10 protein-coding genes are annotated in these 15,837 nt (G+C 37.2%); 9 read left to right on the forward strand and 1 reads right to left on the reverse strand.

What is annotated here, in order from left to right; translation table 11 throughout:
• Positions 1 to 202: 202 nt before the first annotated feature.
• The 8 genes from LF20184_RS01575 to LF20184_RS01610 all read left to right on the forward strand — a co-directional run bounded on the left by LF20184_RS01575 (position 203) and on the right by LF20184_RS01610 (position 11,685).
• A complete protein-coding gene (locus LF20184_RS01575) occupies positions 203 to 2,536 on the forward strand; it encodes a glycoside hydrolase family 65 protein (RefSeq protein WP_010021144.1) in 2,334 nt (777 codons plus the stop codon).
• A gap of 684 nt (positions 2,537 to 3,220) precedes the next feature.
• A complete protein-coding gene (locus tag LF20184_RS01580; protein WP_235699493.1) occupies positions 3,221 to 3,976 on the forward strand; it encodes an SDR family NAD(P)-dependent oxidoreductase in 756 nt (251 codons plus the stop codon).
• Between the two features lie 305 nt (positions 3,977 to 4,281).
• Positions 4,282 to 5,523 carry an argininosuccinate synthase gene (locus tag LF20184_RS01585; protein WP_010021139.1) on the forward strand — a complete coding sequence of 414 codons (1,242 nt, stop codon included), beginning with the start codon at positions 4,282 to 4,284 and terminating at the stop codon, positions 5,521 to 5,523.
• Entirely contained in the window at positions 5,520 to 6,902 is a 1,383-nt protein-coding gene (argH, locus tag LF20184_RS01590; RefSeq protein WP_010021138.1) for an argininosuccinate lyase, read from the forward strand. The genes LF20184_RS01585 and argH overlap by 4 nt, the downstream gene beginning before the upstream one ends.
• A 448-nt stretch (positions 6,903 to 7,350) precedes the next feature.
• The gene (locus tag LF20184_RS01595; protein ID WP_056945249.1) at positions 7,351 to 8,568 is read left to right on the forward strand and encodes an acyltransferase; all 1,218 of its coding nucleotides are present in this window, start codon (positions 7,351 to 7,353) and stop codon (positions 8,566 to 8,568) included.
• Positions 8,525 to 10,042: an AMP-binding protein gene (locus tag LF20184_RS01600; protein WP_010021137.1), complete on the forward strand. Its 1,518-nt coding sequence runs from the start codon at positions 8,525 to 8,527 to the stop codon at positions 10,040 to 10,042. The genes LF20184_RS01595 and LF20184_RS01600 overlap by 44 nt, the downstream gene beginning before the upstream one ends.
• Positions 10,039 to 11,016, forward strand: coding sequence for an aliphatic sulfonate ABC transporter substrate-binding protein (locus LF20184_RS01605; protein WP_056945250.1), 978 nt, complete (start codon positions 10,039 to 10,041; stop codon positions 11,014 to 11,016). Before LF20184_RS01600 ends, LF20184_RS01605 begins: the two co-directional genes overlap by 4 nt.
• A gap of 156 nt (positions 11,017 to 11,172) precedes the next feature.
• The gene (locus LF20184_RS01610; protein ID WP_010021135.1) at positions 11,173 to 11,685 is read left to right on the forward strand and encodes a helix-turn-helix domain-containing protein; all 513 of its coding nucleotides are present in this window, start codon (positions 11,173 to 11,175) and stop codon (positions 11,683 to 11,685) included.
• A gap of 60 nt (positions 11,686 to 11,745) precedes the next feature.
• Here LF20184_RS01610 and LF20184_RS01615 read toward each other — a convergent pair whose 3' ends face one another.
• The gene (locus LF20184_RS01615; RefSeq protein ID WP_010021134.1) at positions 11,746 to 12,162 is read right to left on the reverse strand and encodes a protein-export chaperone SecB; all 417 of its coding nucleotides are present in this window, start codon (positions 12,160 to 12,162) and stop codon (positions 11,746 to 11,748) included.
• A 251-nt stretch (positions 12,163 to 12,413) separates the two neighbouring features.
• Here LF20184_RS01615 and LF20184_RS01620 point away from each other — a divergent pair, with 251 nt between their 5' ends.
• Positions 12,414 to 15,809: an L-type lectin family protein gene (locus LF20184_RS01620; RefSeq protein WP_029606599.1), complete on the forward strand. Its 3,396-nt coding sequence runs from the start codon at positions 12,414 to 12,416 to the stop codon at positions 15,807 to 15,809.
• The last annotated feature ends 28 nt before the right edge of the window (positions 15,810 to 15,837 follow it).

Consider the following 15,837-nt stretch of genomic DNA (forward strand, 5'->3'; position numbering starts at 1 on the left):
CAAGTTATTAACAGAAGATATAATATGAGGTGAGAACAGCTCAGCATCGAAACCGGTGTAGGGCTGTTTTTTGTATTTAGTTAGGAGGAATACTTTCACATTGACTCTAGAATCGACTACAATACAAATGAGGGAAGTTTAAACAAGTTATCGACATTACTAGTATTGAGGCAAAATATCTTGAATGATTGGACGATGAGAAATGAAATTTTGCGTAGATACAGATAAAAATAATAGTTGGTATATCGGAACTAAAGATTATAATTCTAAAATGATTAATAAGATTGAAACAATCATGTTTCAAGGCAATGGTTACGTTGGTATGAGAGGCGTAACGGAAGAGCCCCAATTGAATGAAAAGCGTGATATGTTCGTGTCGGGAACGTTTGATGCTTTTCCTAGCGAAGTAACAGAATTACCTAATTTACCGGACTTATTAAATATGGTTTTTCAAGTTGACGGGGAAACTTTGAATTTAAAAGATGGTCAAGTAAAGGGCTATCACAAATACCTCAATATGAAAAATGGTGAATTGACGCGTGAATTTACGTGGATAATCAATCATAAACAGATCAATTTTAAATTTACTCGTTTCGTTTCAATGGACAATTATCATTTATTAGCTTCAAAAGTAACCATTAGTGCCGATAAAGATATCAATTTGAAAATCAAATCAGGAATTGATGGTCAGCAATCGAATAGTGGCACCCAACATTTGATGGAAGGCAGCAAACGATTTTATGAAGGCAAGTTTATTCAATTAACTGAAAAGTCGCAACAATCTAAGATTGAATTTGTCTTCAATTCGATGCACAAATTATTTGTTAACGAGGTCTTGTTAAATGACAAGCCTTATATCAAGATGGGACGTCGCCAAATTTTTGAAAATTACGATGTCGATTTAGCTGCAGGTCAAATTTTTCAAATTGTGAAATACAGCAATATTTTCACTAGCATTGATACGGATGTTAAAGATGATGATTTGGCTGAAGCATCAGTTAATTGTCTAAAGAAATCTAGTTGGGCCAATTATCATGAATTATTGCAAAAATCAACACGTGCTTGGGAGAAAAATATTTGGAAGAAGAATCTCGTTGAAATCCAGTCTGACGATATTACACCGCAAGTGGCGATTAATTTTGCACGTTATCAATTAGCTGCCAATACGCCACACTCTCCAAATATGAATATTGGTGCCAAAGGTTTAACCGGTGAAGGCTATAAAGGTCACACATTTTGGGATACAGAAATTTTTATGTTGCCATACTTTATTTTTACGATGCCCAAAATTGCTAGAAATCTTTTGGAATATCGCTATCTAGGACTGGAAGGTGCTCACAAAAAAGCAATCAGAAATGGTTATCGTGGCGCTGAATTTCCTTGGGAAGCTGCCAATCCAAGCGACGGTGAAACAGCTCCATTGTGGGGTTCTGCTGACATTGTAACTGGTGAACCAATGAAGGTCTGGTCTGGCTTTATTGAACAACACATTACTGGCGACGTCGTGTATGCGGTGATGGAATACTTGAATGCTACAAATGATCGTGACTTCGCTAAGAAAATGGGCTATGAGATTATTTTGGATGCAGCAAGATTCTGGGTCAGCCGTTTGGAATACGACCAAGATCACGAACGCTATGAGATAACTAATGTCATTGGACCCGACGAATATAAGGAACATGCAGATAACAACGCCTATACGAATTATTTGGCTCATTGGTGCATTCAAAAGGCTATTCAAGTCGTTAATATTTTGGAAGAAGACCATCCAGATTTATATGTAACTTTGGATAAAAAGTTAGATTTGGCGGAATCTTACAATGATTGGATTTCACACGTAAATAAGATTTACTTGCCACAGCCAAATGAAAAAGGGGTAATTCCTCAAGATGACAAATATCTTGCTAAGAGAAAGATTGATGTGACTAAGTATCAAATAAATGACCAAATTAGTGAGATTTTTAAAGACTATAATTTGGATCAAGTTAATGATTTGCAAGTTACTAAACAAGCTGATGTGATGTTGTTGATCAATTTGTTTGATGATTATTTTGACAAAGATGTGAAGTTAGCCAATTGGAATTATTATGAACCAAAGACGACTCATGAATCATCGTTATCAATGCCACCACACTCAATGATTGCTAACGAATTGGGATTAGATGATCAAGCTTACAAATTTTACAGATGGACTTGTGAAACTGATATGGGTGTCCATGTTGGTAAATCTGTTCAAGGGATGCATCTGGCATCTTGCGGTGGAATTTGGAGTATGACCGTTCAAGGTTTCGGTGGCGTGAGAATTTCTAATGGTAAATTACGGATTGATCCACACCTTCCTAAGGCATGGTCTAGTTTAAAGTATCAAATCTGTTGGCATGGCAGTATTGTCAAAGTTTCGATTACCCATGATGAGATGGAAGTAGAAGTTGTGGGTGATGGGATTGAATTCATCAACAATGGTCAAGAGTATCAAGTTCCAGATAATTCTAAAATCGAAGTCGATGATTTTGTGCCTGAAAAGGTCAAGGGATAGATAGTGGAATCATTAACTGATGTTGACTTTAAAATGTCGTCGTCCGTTCGGCACTGGAAAACGCTGGAACGCTGTGGCCACAACTTGGAGCCTTTGCTAAGACCAAAACCGGGCAAAGTCTTCAAGATTGGGCTTTTTGTAAGCAATAAATTGCTAACAAAAATTTCACGGCTGAGCATTTTCCAGTACCTCGCTCCCGACTAGATTGTGACTTCTATTTTTATATAAATTACTTCAAAAAGTTAATAGAAGATATTATTAGAATTGCAGTATATTGCTGTGGTTTTAGTAATATCTTCTTTTTTATGATGCTACAAAAAATAGAACTATTATTTAAGAAGTATATGTTTAACTCTATCTAAATGTAAATTGAAATCTAGTCGGGAGCGAAAGCCCTGTGATGGCTCAGCCGCCAAATTTCTCTTGGCAATTTATTGCCTAGTGAAAGACCGAGTTTTGAGATTTTGCGTCTTTGGGGCCATGCAAAAGCTCAAAATCGTGTCGGCAGCGTTCCAGCCAATCACAGGGCTTTCGCGGACGACGGCATATTTCCCCTCCCATAATAATTAATGTTTTTGTTCAAAATATATTAAAATATAACTAACTGAAATAATGGAGGATATTTGTATGACTAAAGTGGTGGTAATTACCGGAATCTCATCAGGAATGGGATGAGCAGCAGCTATTTATTTTAAGAATCAAGGATTTGAAGTCTACGGTGGTGCTCGACGTGTTGAACGTTTGGCTGATTTGTCAGAAATGGGAATTCATACTCAAAAACTCGACGTAACTGACAAACTATCGGTTCGAGGATTGGTTGATCACGTTGTTAAGCAACAAGGTAGAATTGATGTTTTGATCAACAATGCTGGGTACGGAGAATTTGGACCTATTGAAGAAGTTCCCGTAGAAAATGCTAAGCGTCAGTTTGATGTCAATTTGTTTGGAGCAGATCGTATCACTCAATTAGTATTGCCAGTCATGCGTCGTCAAAATTCTGGTCGAATCGTTAATATTTCATCAGTTGGAGCTAATATTTATAGTGCTTTGGGTGGTTGGTATTATACGACTAAAGCTAGTTTAAATATGTGGAGTGATGTTTTAGACCAAGAAGTAAAGCCATTTGGGATTCGTTCAGTAATTGTTCAACCTGGTTTGACCAAGTCCGAGTGGAGCAAGATTGCTTTTGAAAATGCCCGGAAGAATTTGCTAGAAGATTCTCCATATGAAAACTTATTAGATAAAACTGAGGGTCTGTTCGATAAAATCAAGGGTACTCAAGCTACAGCAGAAGATTTGGCGAAAGTATTTTATCAGGCAGCGACCGATATTCATCCAAAACGTCGCTATTACCATTCAATCATTGATCATGGGATGGTTTTGACAGCTACAACTATGCCAAGAGTTTACCGTTTTGCTTTGAATAAGTTGATGGGCTAGATATGAAAAATAACATCTGTTCAGATTTTTCCCAGTTTAGGAGATTGAATAGATGTTATTTATTTTTTTAAATAAAGCTGTTGTCCAGCAAGAAATATTTCACAAAAAAGCAGAAAATCGATAATTTTTTTATTTTTTCAGAATATTTTTCAAAAGCTTATCAAATAGGCATTGTGAAGCTCCAACTTTCTTAGAAAAGATTAAATAGTCTAATTTTTCTCTAATTTTATGGTTGAAAAAGAATTTATAAGGTGCTACTATCTTTTTCATAAATTAATTTTTTTCTAATAAAGGGAGACAGTATTATGACAGAGACAAAAAAAGTAGTTTTAGCATATTCAGGCGGATTGGACACATCAGTAGCCATTCCGTGGTTAAAAAATAAAGGATACGACGTTATTGCATGTTGTATCAATGTTGGTGAAGGAAAAGATCTTGAGTTTATCAAGAACAAAGCGATTGACGCTGGTGCAGTTGATGCAATCGCCATTGATGCTTTAGATGAATTCGCTGACGATTACGCATTAGTAGCATTACAAGGACATACCCTCTACGAAGGTATTTATCCTCTTCTCTCTGCCTTATCCCGACCTCTTATTAGTAAAAAATTAGTAGAAATTGCCAAAGAAAATGATGCAGTTGCCATTGCCCATGGCTGTACCGGAAAAGGTAACGATCAAGTTCGTTTTGAAGTTGCCATCCACGCTTTGGCTCCAGAAATGACCGTGTTAGGACCTGTTCGTGATTGGCACTGGTCACGTGAGGAAGAAATCGAATTTGCCAAGGAACACAACATTCCAATTCCGATTGATTTGGACTCACCATATTCTATCGATGCCAATATTTGGGGTCGTGCTAATGAATGTGGCGTTTTGGAAGATCCTTGGAACGAAGCACCAGAAGATGCTTTTGACATCACTAATCCAATTGAAAAAACACCTGATGAACCAACTAGTATCGAAATCGCCTTTGAACAAGGTGTTCCTGTTTCACTAGATGGCGAAAAGATGAAGTTCTCAGACATGATTCAAGAACTAAACGTGATTGCCGGTGAAAATGGTATCGGAAGAATCGACCATATCGAAAATCGTTTGGTTGGTATCAAGTCACGTGAAGTCTACGAAACACCTGCAGCAGCAGTCTTGTTGAAGGCTCACAAAGAACTTGAAGATTTGACACTAGAACGTGATTTGGCTCACTTCAAGCCATATATCGAAAAAGAATTGAGCGACACAATTTATAACGGACTATGGTTCTCACCATTGATGGACTCATTGTTGGCCTTCTTGCATGAAAGTCAAAAGACCGTTAATGGAGTAGTTAAGTTGAAGTTGTTCAAGGGTAACGTTTTGGTTCAAGGACGTAAATCACCAAACTCTCTATATGACAAAGATTTGGCAACTTACACTTCAGCCGATTCATTCGACCAAGAAGCTGCTCAAGGATTCATCAAACTATGGGGACTTCCAACACAAGTTTCTGCTCAAGTTAGTGCCAAAGCTGCTCAACAGAAGAACGAAGCTGACCATACTGAGGTGAACCAATGAGTACCGAAAAGCTCTGGGGTGGAAGATTTTCACAACAAGCCGACAGTTGGGTAGATGAATTCGGTGCTTCAATCAGCTTTGATCAACAAATGGCTGACGAAGATATTACTGGATCTTTAGCTCACGTCAAAATGTTAGAAAAAACTGGAATTTTGAATCATGACGACGTTTCAAAAATAGTTGCTGGACTCGTTGGTATTCAAGAGGACTTGCATCAAGGCAAGATTCATTTCACGGTTGAAAACGAAGATATCCATATGAATATTGAAAGTATTTTAACTGATCGAATCGGGTCCGTGGCAGGTAAATTGCATACTGGACGTTCAAGAAATGATCAAGTCGCAACTGATTTTCATTTGTACGTCAAGAATCGTTTGCCTAAGATTATTGAAGAAATCAAAACTATCCAAACGACTTTGGTTAAATTAGCCAGTGAAAATGTCGAGACTATCATGCCTGGATATACTCATTTGCAACACGCGCAACCAATTTCTTATGGTCACTATTTGATGGCTTATTATTCAATGTTAAAGCGTGACGCGGAGAGATTTGAGTTTAATCAAAAACACACTGATATTTCACCATTAGGTGCTGCAGCTTTAGCCGGAACGACTTTCCCAATCGATCGTCAATTTACAGCTGACGAATTAGGATTTAGCGAAGTTTATGGCAATTCACTTGATGCGGTATCTGATCGTGACTTTGCTTTAGAATTTTTGAGTAATGCTTCAATTTTGATGCTGCATTTATCACGTTTTTGTGAAGAATTGAGTATGTGGGTCAGTTACGAATTTAATTATTTGGAACTAAGCGACAAGTACACGACGGGAAGTTCTATCATGCCTCAAAAAAAGAATCCTGATATGGCAGAACTTATCCGTGGCAAGAGTGGTCGAGTGTTTGGACATTTGTTCGGACTACTTTCGACGATGAAGTCTTTACCTTTGGCTTATAACAAGGATCTTCAAGAAGATAAAGAAGGCGTTTTTGATACTGTCAAAACTATTCTGCCAGCTTTGAGAGTGTTCAACGGGATGCTTTCAACTGTTAAAGTTAAAAAAGATAACATGTACAAAGCTACTACGCACGACTTTTCAAATGCGACTGAATTGGCCGATTACTTGGCTACGAAGGGGATTCCTTTTAGACAAGCACATGGAATCGTTGGAGAATTAGTTTTGAAAGGTATCCAAAGTGGTCAAAACTTACAGGATATTTCGATGGCTGATTTTAAGAAAATTTCACCTTTGATTGAAGAAGACGTTTATGACGTGTTGAAACCAGAAGTTGCTGTAGAAAGAAGAAATTCTTATGGCGGTACAGGTTTTAAACAAGTTCATGAACAGATAAAAAAAGCTCAAGAAGAATTAGGTTTATAAAAATCAAAAGAATCCTACTGTGAGTGTCGATTAAGACATTCTAGTAGGATTCTTTTTAGTATTAGTTATAATTATTGTCGCTTTGATTATTGATTCGATTTACTATTCGTACCAAAATAAATAAAATTTAGAAATTAGGATTACTTTGAGTGGTTAAAGTGGTCCTATTTTTTTTGCGCTTTTTTGTTTTAAGTAACTAAAGTTCTGAAACGGGCTACACAAGCCAATCTCTTCCGCTTTTCTACGTTTCGTATTTTGCCCACAAGCCCAAGTACCGTGGTCAAAATGCGAAACTAGGAAAATGCTCAGAGATTCCCAGGCTTGTTTCGCCCTCTATCTAAGATTTTCTTATTTTACCCTTACCAAATCATCAAGACCGTGCCACTACTGGGATGCTATAACTTATATATGCTTTAGAAACGGTAAGAAATGTAACAGAGGTGACTTTTTGGCTGAAGTAAAAACTAGAAAAAAGAAATATCTCCATGAAGTGGACCTGATGCGCGTGCTTTTCATTGGTGGGGTGTTGTTGAATCATACGACGACCGCCTTTAAAAATAATGTTGGCAATGGATCAGGTAGTGAATTGTTCTTAGAAGCTACTCACTTGGCACTTCACTTTACCAGAATGGGTTTCATGTTTATGACAGGGCTGGTTTTGGTACTAAATTATTACAATAAAGAACATCATTGGTTGAAGTTTTGGAAGAAGCGCTATATCAGCGTTGGGATTCCTTATATTGGTTGGAACGCCATTATGATGTGGTTTACGACTATCACTGCTGGCGTGGCCTTGAGTTGGCCGAACTATTTTCAAAATCTATATGACGCAATTATTCACGGTAACAAGTTTTACATGTACTACATCTTAGTAACGTTCCAGTTGTACTTGATTTTCCCATTGCTGGTCTACATGTTTAAGAAATTTAAAAATCATCATGTGGCAATTTTAGTAGCGAGTGCAATTATCCAATTACTATTAGTTATCGGAATTAAATACTGGTTGCCAGGCGTTGATCGTAGCAGTTGGTGGTACTTGTTTAGAGCTTACGGAATGAATGTTTTGGTCTATCAATTCTACTTTGTAGCCGGAGCTTTCGTCGCTATTCACTATGATCAAGTTGATAAGTTTATCGAAAAAAATCACCGTGTGATCGGTTGGTCAACATTGGCTTTAGCAATTGGTACGGTTGCCTTATTCTTTGGAAATATCAATATTTTACATTTGAGTATGAGCGCAACATTGTCGATCCACCAACCATTCATTTTCATTTATGACACGTTCATGATTGTCTTTGTCTTCTGGATTGGACGCCAGTATGCCCATGCCAGAAATCACGGTTTTCCAAATTGGTTAGAAAAAATTATTAAAAATATGTCAAAAGTTTCCTTTGGGATTTATTTAGTCCAAACAATTCCAGTAACAATGCTCTATGGAATTTTAAGCGTAATCCATTTGCCTTCCATCGTAACGTTATTGTTGTTACCAGTCGGATATGCCTTTGTTTTAGGAGGATCATTCTTAATTTCTTGGTTCTGCTACAAGGTACCACCATTTGGAGTTTTAATTGGACGCCCACAACGTATATTTAGTGCAAAAAAAGCTAAAGGAGTAGTTGAAAATGTCAGAAATAACGAATCAATTAAACAAACAGTTAAGGAATAATATGAATCAAGAAATGATCAAGGATGAAAAGAGAAATCGTTGGTATCAAGGATTTGAACTTGCTGATGATATTCGTATGTTACGCGAAGAATTCTTAGATCTACATATCGGATTTGGTGACGTAGTTTTGGTTTGTTTACCTAACACGGCGGCCTATCCTTTGATAACACAGGCACTTTGGGAAGTTGGTGCCGTCATGCATCCAGTTGCTGCCACGACTCCAGAAAAAGAATTGCAGCAAGAACTAAAAGAACACGATTATGTAGCTTCTATCGTTGGTCAGACACTAGTTGATGCAGCTTTAGATGACCGTGTGGCAATTGTTTCAGCACTACACTTACAAACTTATTCTTTGTTACACATCATTCGTGATCGCAGTTTAATGGGCCACGATGCTAAAATTCCTGATGAAGATGATTTAGCGTTGATTATGAATACTTCTGGAACTACTGGAAAGCCCAAACGTGTTGGTTTGACTCACAGAATCTTGTTGAATGGTGTCAAACATGATATTGAAAGCCATAAGATGACATCCGAGGATACTAGTTTGCTAGTTATGCCGATGTTTCACATTAACGCTCAAGCAGTTGTGATTTTAGCGACTAGATTGTCTGGTGGTAAGTTGGTGATTGCCGAAAAATTCAGTGCTTCGAAGTTTTGGAATCAAGTTAGAGAAAATAATGTTACTTGGGTATCAGTCGTGCCAACTATCGTCAATATCTTGTTGATCAATCAAAAAGCTAATGAAAATTATAGTGATGATATTCGATTGCGCTTTGTCAGATGTTCATCCTTTGCTTTGCCACTCGATAAACTGACGACTTTTCAAACTCGATTCCACACGAGAATCTTGGAAGGCTACGGGATGACTGAAACTGCTAGTCAATGTACGATTAATCCTTTCGATGCACCAAAAGTTGGTTCAGCTGGGAAACCTTTTGAAACTGATTTGGGAATTATGATTGATGACCAAATTACTAAGCGACCTCAACAAATTGGTGAAATCGTTGTTCGCGGTGACCATGTTATTAGTGATTATCTAGATCCACATCCAGAATCTTTCAAAAATGGATGGTTTTTAACTGGCGATTTAGGATATTTGGACGAAGATGGCTACTTGTTTGTTAAAGGACGCAAAAAAGACATCATCAACCACGGTGGCGAAAAAGTAGCTCCCGCACAAGTTGAAAATGTCTTGAGCCAATTGAATTTTGTCAAAGAGGTTTCCGTCATTGGTACGCCAGATACGCTTTATGGAGAAGCAGTAACGGCAGTCGTTATCAGTGATGGTGAACAAGATGAAGAATTAGAACGTCAAAAAATCATGGCTCATGCCAAAGCGACTTTAGCTAATTATGAGCAACCAACGAGAATTTTTTTCGTCAATGACTATCCTCGTAATGCCACGGGTAAAGTCATTCGCTTGAAATTACGTCAACAAGTTATGTCAACTTTAGTTAGGAGTGCTGGATGAGTAAGAAAAAGAGAAATTTAAAAAAATTATTGATCAGTGTCGTCTTAGTCTTTTGGGCAGCGATTGCGATTTATGGCTTCAAACAGACTGATGCTGGAGCCGCTACTTCCGGATTAGAAACAGTGACGATCGGTTATCAAAAAGGTGATCCGTTCGATATTGCCAAGCAACGTGGTGAATTCTCTAAGAAAATGGAGAAGAAGGGCTATAAAGTAATCTTCAAAGAGTTCTCTGATGGAAATTCACTAATGCAAGCTTTGAAAGCTGGTAGTGTCGACTACGCTAGAACTGGAGATACACCACCGGTTTCAGCACTTTCGACTGGAACTAAATTGACTTACATCGCCGCCAGTTCATCGAAGGCTAAAGGTTCTGGAATTTTAGTTAAGAATTCTTCGAGTGTTTCTTCGATTGAAGATTTGAAGGGTAAGAAAGTTGCCTATACTAAGGGAACTAGTTCTCAATACATGTTACTAGCAGCCTTGAAGAAAGCTGGTATGAGTGCTGATGACATTACTTGGGTCAACATGGATCAATCTAGTGCCAGCGTGGCCTTTTCAAAAGGTAAGGTCGATGCTTGGTCAACTTGGGACCCATACACTTCACAAGCACAACTGACACAAAATGCTAAATTAGTGACAAATGGTGTTGGAATTACTAATAATCGTGATTATATTTTGACAACGCAAAGTTATGCCAAGAAGAATACCGAAATTTCGAAGTATTTGATCAAGTATCTACAAGAAGATATGGAATGGGCTAACAACAATCATAGCGAGTTAATTACGATGATGAGTAAATCGTTGAAAGTTTCTAAGTCAGTCGTTAAGAAGATGGTAGAACGTCGGACTTATGGAATCAGTACGATGAATAGCACGTATGTTAAAGAAGAACAAAAGATTGCTGATTTGTTTTATGAAGAAGGTTTGATTGAAAACAAAGTTACAGTTAGCGATTCTGGAGATTATAAGTAGTAAATGAGGCGGCCGTTGGGTCGTCTTTTTTTGCCGTTAGATGTAACGATAACATAACGGTAAAATCTTGCCTTCCTAGTCAAAAGCAACCGTCAACTTCTAGTTAAATCATTCTGTGTTAGCTAAAATATTAAGTAATCAAAGGGGGATTTTTCGATGAAAATTGGCTTGCAACTACAACAACAGCGAATACGTCACAATATGTCGCAGAATGATTTAGCCGAAAAACTAAATATTTCTCGACAATCGATTTCTAAATGGGAGAATGGTGGCAGTTTGCCTAGTTTTAATAATGTAGTGGCAATCAGTGATCTGTTTGATATTTCCTTAGATGAGTTGATTCGAGGGGATGAGGAATTGATGGACAAGTTTAAAGATGACGGAAAGATAAGATTAAATCATGTTGAAACTATTATTTTTGGTGGAATTGGATTAGGAATAGTTTTGTTGATTTTACTCGGATTATTTAAAATGCCCAGTGATATTGTTAAAGCCTGGATCCTCGTTATTGCCTTCGCGGGTAAATTAGGAGTACTTATGAATCTTGAGTGGAGGTACGTTAATCGCAGTTTAACAAAGAAGGCCGTTTTTGGGGGAGTTATAGTGATGGCTATGACCGTGACTGACTCGTTACTTAGTATGTGGATAGGATTTACTGCAGGTCTATAGCAATCAAAAAAAACAGCATCTATTCAGAAAAAGGAATCCGAATAGATGCTGCTTGATTTTTTAGTTGTTATCACTATCAGAAAAATCCAATACTGGTAAAGTCATAGCTGGAAAACCACTAGCAGAAGTCATCATCGAGACCATTGGTCTTAAATATGACAATAAGAGTGAAGCTCCTTCTGTCTGTAATAACTGCAAGGCGTCACTATGGGGAAGAAGTTCAGAGACTTGAAAAAGCGTCATGATTCTAGCAGTGATTGTGTAAGGAACGTTGTCATTTTCTTGATTGATAAAGATAGTTAAATAAACCGGAATATCATCAGTCCAATCAATCTCTTCTTCACTAGGCATTTCCACCAAAGTGCCAATATCAGCAGCATCGAAGTCATTTTCAAAATCAAAATCATCATTAACTTGGAAATCAAATTTTAGAACGGTAGGGTTCTCAAACTGTAAATACTTACTAGTCATGTTCATAAGCTTTTTCTCCAGTCATTTCTTACCATACTAGCATGGTTCCTAATTATTAACATTAATTTAGGTACAATATTTTAGTCATATTAGTAATGTCATAAGTTGTTATTATAATTTTTCTATTATGGATTAGAAAGCGCTTGCTAAAGGTATATTATACTATTAAGTTAATAAGTTTAAACATGTTCTTTTATGAAATACAGGGGGCCTTAGCGGTGAGAAAGAAAAAAATAAAGATATGTTTTATATATGTCATGGCGTTGATTCTAGCGATTGTTGGTTTTACTACAAAAACAACGGTCATTTTTGCGGTGCCTTCGACCAGTGATGTGCTACAAAATGCTCCGGCCGGCATGAAAGTTAAAAATTATATGGATAAAGTCGATACATATTCTGGTGGAGGTACTAACCAAGCTAAAATCACATACGCTGGCGATGGTAACAATTATCCATCTGATACAGTTCAAATGTTGTCAGCTAAAGGCGGCTCAATGCAGTTGGGGTCTATTTGGGGTTCAACTACAGGGTCAGGAGCTACTTTAAATGGTAATTACTTTGATCTTTATAAACCGCAAAAAGTTTCTGTTTGGGTGTATATGGGTGACAGTGTCAGTCCAACGATTGATGGTTTAGCCTTTGTCATTCAAAATGATCCTAACGGCTATGATGCCATTTCAAGATATAATGGTGTACCAAAAGGTGGAGAGACGTTGGGAGTTTGGGGTGCTACCGCTGCACCTAAAGTGTTAAACACGGCTATTGATCTTGAAAAAAATGCGATTCAAAATAGCGTAGCCATTGAACTTGATCCAACCATTAATAGAGAAAATGATTGGTCTGATGATAATTCTTTTGATTCTAAGAATGGTGGAAATGATTTAGATCCTAATCATATTGCGTGGGGTTATCCCGGACAAACTGGAACTTATATAAAAAATGAGAAGGTTGCTGATCTGATAGGGCTTGTCAAAAAGTATTATTACGAAATGAATCATAGTATATTTAATGATTCCAATAATATGCCTATGACAGGTTATGATTATGAAGTTGTTGCTCCAGCTAATGGATGGCGTCATCTTGTGATTACTTATAGTCCAATTAAAAATTCTGACGATACTATTACGAGTGGAAAAATTAATTATTTGTTTAATGATCAATATCCAGATGGAACCAAGAAATCATTTGGTCAATGGAACAGTGGTTCAGGAACGATTGATTTATCTGCTTTAAATGCTAAGGCTACTAGTGGTAAAGCTATGTGGGGCTTCACGGCAGCGACGGGATCGTCAGGCTCGGCACAAAAGGATATCGAGATGGTCTTTGAAAATATGCCGATGGTCGCTAACGTAACATCCTCTGTAACTATGACTGATGTTTCATCCGACCGTGTTATTGAAGATTACGACAAAAATAATAATAAAGCTAAGTCGACCGTCTACAATGGAACCAAACTTAATTTCGATTATCAACTTCATTACGATTCAGGAATGGCCGACACTGGAGAAATCATGACTTCAATCAATTTGCCACAAAATGTCGATTTCAAGCCTAACTCTGGAACTAAAGTCGGTACGCTTACTTATACCGCTAAAGATGGAACGAAAAAAACTGAAGAATTAAATTTTGATCAAATCACAGAAGGCAGCAATCTTAATGGCGATAAAATAAATGTCATTAATTTAACTTTAGGTGCGCTCAGTTCAGCTAATCCAGATATTGAAATATCAATTGATGGAAAGGCTGTCGCACCGGATAGTCCTTCACTTACTTCCACGACAGTTAATGGGGAGCACACCTCATATCGTAGCGATGAGTATTCTGATGATGTCATGACGCCGATGTTTTTAATCAGCAATGAAAGTTTAAAAATAACTAATAGTAATGATTTGAAACAAACTGTTTTGAGTAACGAGAAAATCAATCTTGCTGGAACGGTTAAATATGAAAAAGGTTCAACTTTTAATGGTCAGTCACTTAATGCCAAGGCGATAATTGATGGTGGTAAGGCAATTGACACTTGGACTGAAGAAACTACAGATGGTGCTAGTTCAGCAAGTTTTAATCGTAATATTAATGCAAGCAATTTGGAATTAGGAGACCATACGATTGAAATTCAGTTGATTGATAGCAATAACGTTATTTCTAATGTTTTGACGTATAACATACATATTGATGACTATACGAATTTAGTTTTGACACCAGAAAGTGATACTGAATTTAGTGGTTATAAAGAAAGTAGTTTTAAGACCGCAGTGGGTGTGGTTTATGATAGTGAAAGTGAATTCTATGATACAACGCTTACTATGCATTGGATTTTAGATGGGGTAGAAACGACTGAAAGAGTAACAGGAAATGCTCATTTGGTAAATAGTTATGCTTTTCGGAATACATATGAAGGTTCTGATTTGGATGTGGGGAAACATGAGTTAGTCACTTATGTTTCTGACAGCAGGCGAGAATCTAACCGTATTACTTTCGAAATAAATGTTGGTGAAAGAAAATTAACGGCTAAAGCTAACCCAGATGTCGAAAATATCACAGTGACGAGTGATGAACAGAGACCACCATTTGATTTAGATGGAACGTATGAGTTTTCTGACGGTTCAACTGAAGATAAGAAATTAACTGGAACTTATACTATCAAGAACGAAGGACAAGAGGCACAAGATCCAGTCGATTTTTCAACTGTTGCCGATGGAAAGTTTAATTTTACTTTAAAGACGGTATATCAAAATGGAAATACTATCTCAGTACCGACAATCGATAAACGTATGGCTGACCCTAAGTCGCCTGGTATTAGAGAAGGGCGTAATGAAATAACAGTCGAACTTCATAATTCAGATTATCAATCTAATACAGTAAAATTTGTGATTGATGTTCCTAAACTCACGCCAGTTATTTCGACTCCTGATGAGTATAAGGTCAGATCACGTAGTTATATTCAGGTGCCAATCACTTTTGAATATTCTAATGATCATGACTATGTTGCTAAAGTTTCTAGTCTAACTGACTTTTATAAAGCTCATGATGCAGAAGATACTGCTTACGCGCATTATAGAACACCGACTGTTGAGCAAGGTTATAGTGGGACACCAGTTGAATATACTAGTTTTTTCCCAGGAACGAATGCTGGGATAACTGGTGATGGTTACCATACGGTCGATAGCGTTGCTTATGATTCTTATGGAAGAAAGAGTAGTACAGAATTAGTAATAAATGTTAAGAGTAAGGAAATGTCTCTGAATGTCACTGATTATGGTTTTCAATCGCTTCGTTATGGAGAAGTAACCACGATGGAAAGTGGACTTTTGAATAGAGCTGGTAAATGGGACATTACTGTTGATAGTTATAAAACGGCGTGGAAATTATATGCTAAACAAAACGACTTTTTCTATAAGACCAATGCTGACGGCTCAAAATCGAAGATGGAAGCTTATTTAATTTATGAAAAAAATAAGAATGAAGTTCCGCTTTATCACGATAACGTTTTGATAGCCTCTGAGACGGATAGTGGATTAGTGGAAAGATCAAGAGATGTCACCGAAGATTGGAATGATGACGATGGAATCTTCTTAAGTGTGGTCAATTATGGACAAGCAGGTACTTATGTAGGAACGATTGACTGGACTTTAACTGACAGTGTGCTATAAAAAAATCCTGAAATATCTATTAATTGAT

The organism is Companilactobacillus farciminis KCTC 3681 = DSM 20184, from assembly GCF_002706745.1.
GTDB classification, from domain to species: domain Bacteria; phylum Bacillota; class Bacilli; order Lactobacillales; family Lactobacillaceae; genus Companilactobacillus; species Companilactobacillus farciminis.

Coding starts and splice junctions, on each gene's coding strand:
- LF20184_RS01575 (WP_010021144.1), top strand. CDS start 203: ATGAAATTTTGCGTAGATACAGATAAAAATAATAGTTGGTATATCGGA.
- LF20184_RS01585 (WP_010021139.1), top strand. CDS start 4,282: ATGACAGAGACAAAAAAAGTAGTTTTAGCATATTCAGGCGGATTGGAC.
- argH (WP_010021138.1), top strand. CDS start 5,520: ATGAGTACCGAAAAGCTCTGGGGTGGAAGATTTTCACAACAAGCCGAC.
- LF20184_RS01600 (WP_010021137.1), top strand. CDS start 8,525: ATGTCAGAAATAACGAATCAATTAAACAAACAGTTAAGGAATAATATG.
- LF20184_RS01605 (WP_056945250.1), top strand. CDS start 10,039: ATGAGTAAGAAAAAGAGAAATTTAAAAAAATTATTGATCAGTGTCGTC.
- LF20184_RS01610 (WP_010021135.1), top strand. CDS start 11,173: ATGAAAATTGGCTTGCAACTACAACAACAGCGAATACGTCACAATATG.
- LF20184_RS01615 (WP_010021134.1), bottom strand. CDS start 12,162: ATGAACATGACTAGTAAGTATTTACAGTTTGAGAACCCTACCGTTCTA.
- LF20184_RS01620 (WP_029606599.1), top strand. CDS start 12,414: ATGGCGTTGATTCTAGCGATTGTTGGTTTTACTACAAAAACAACGGTC.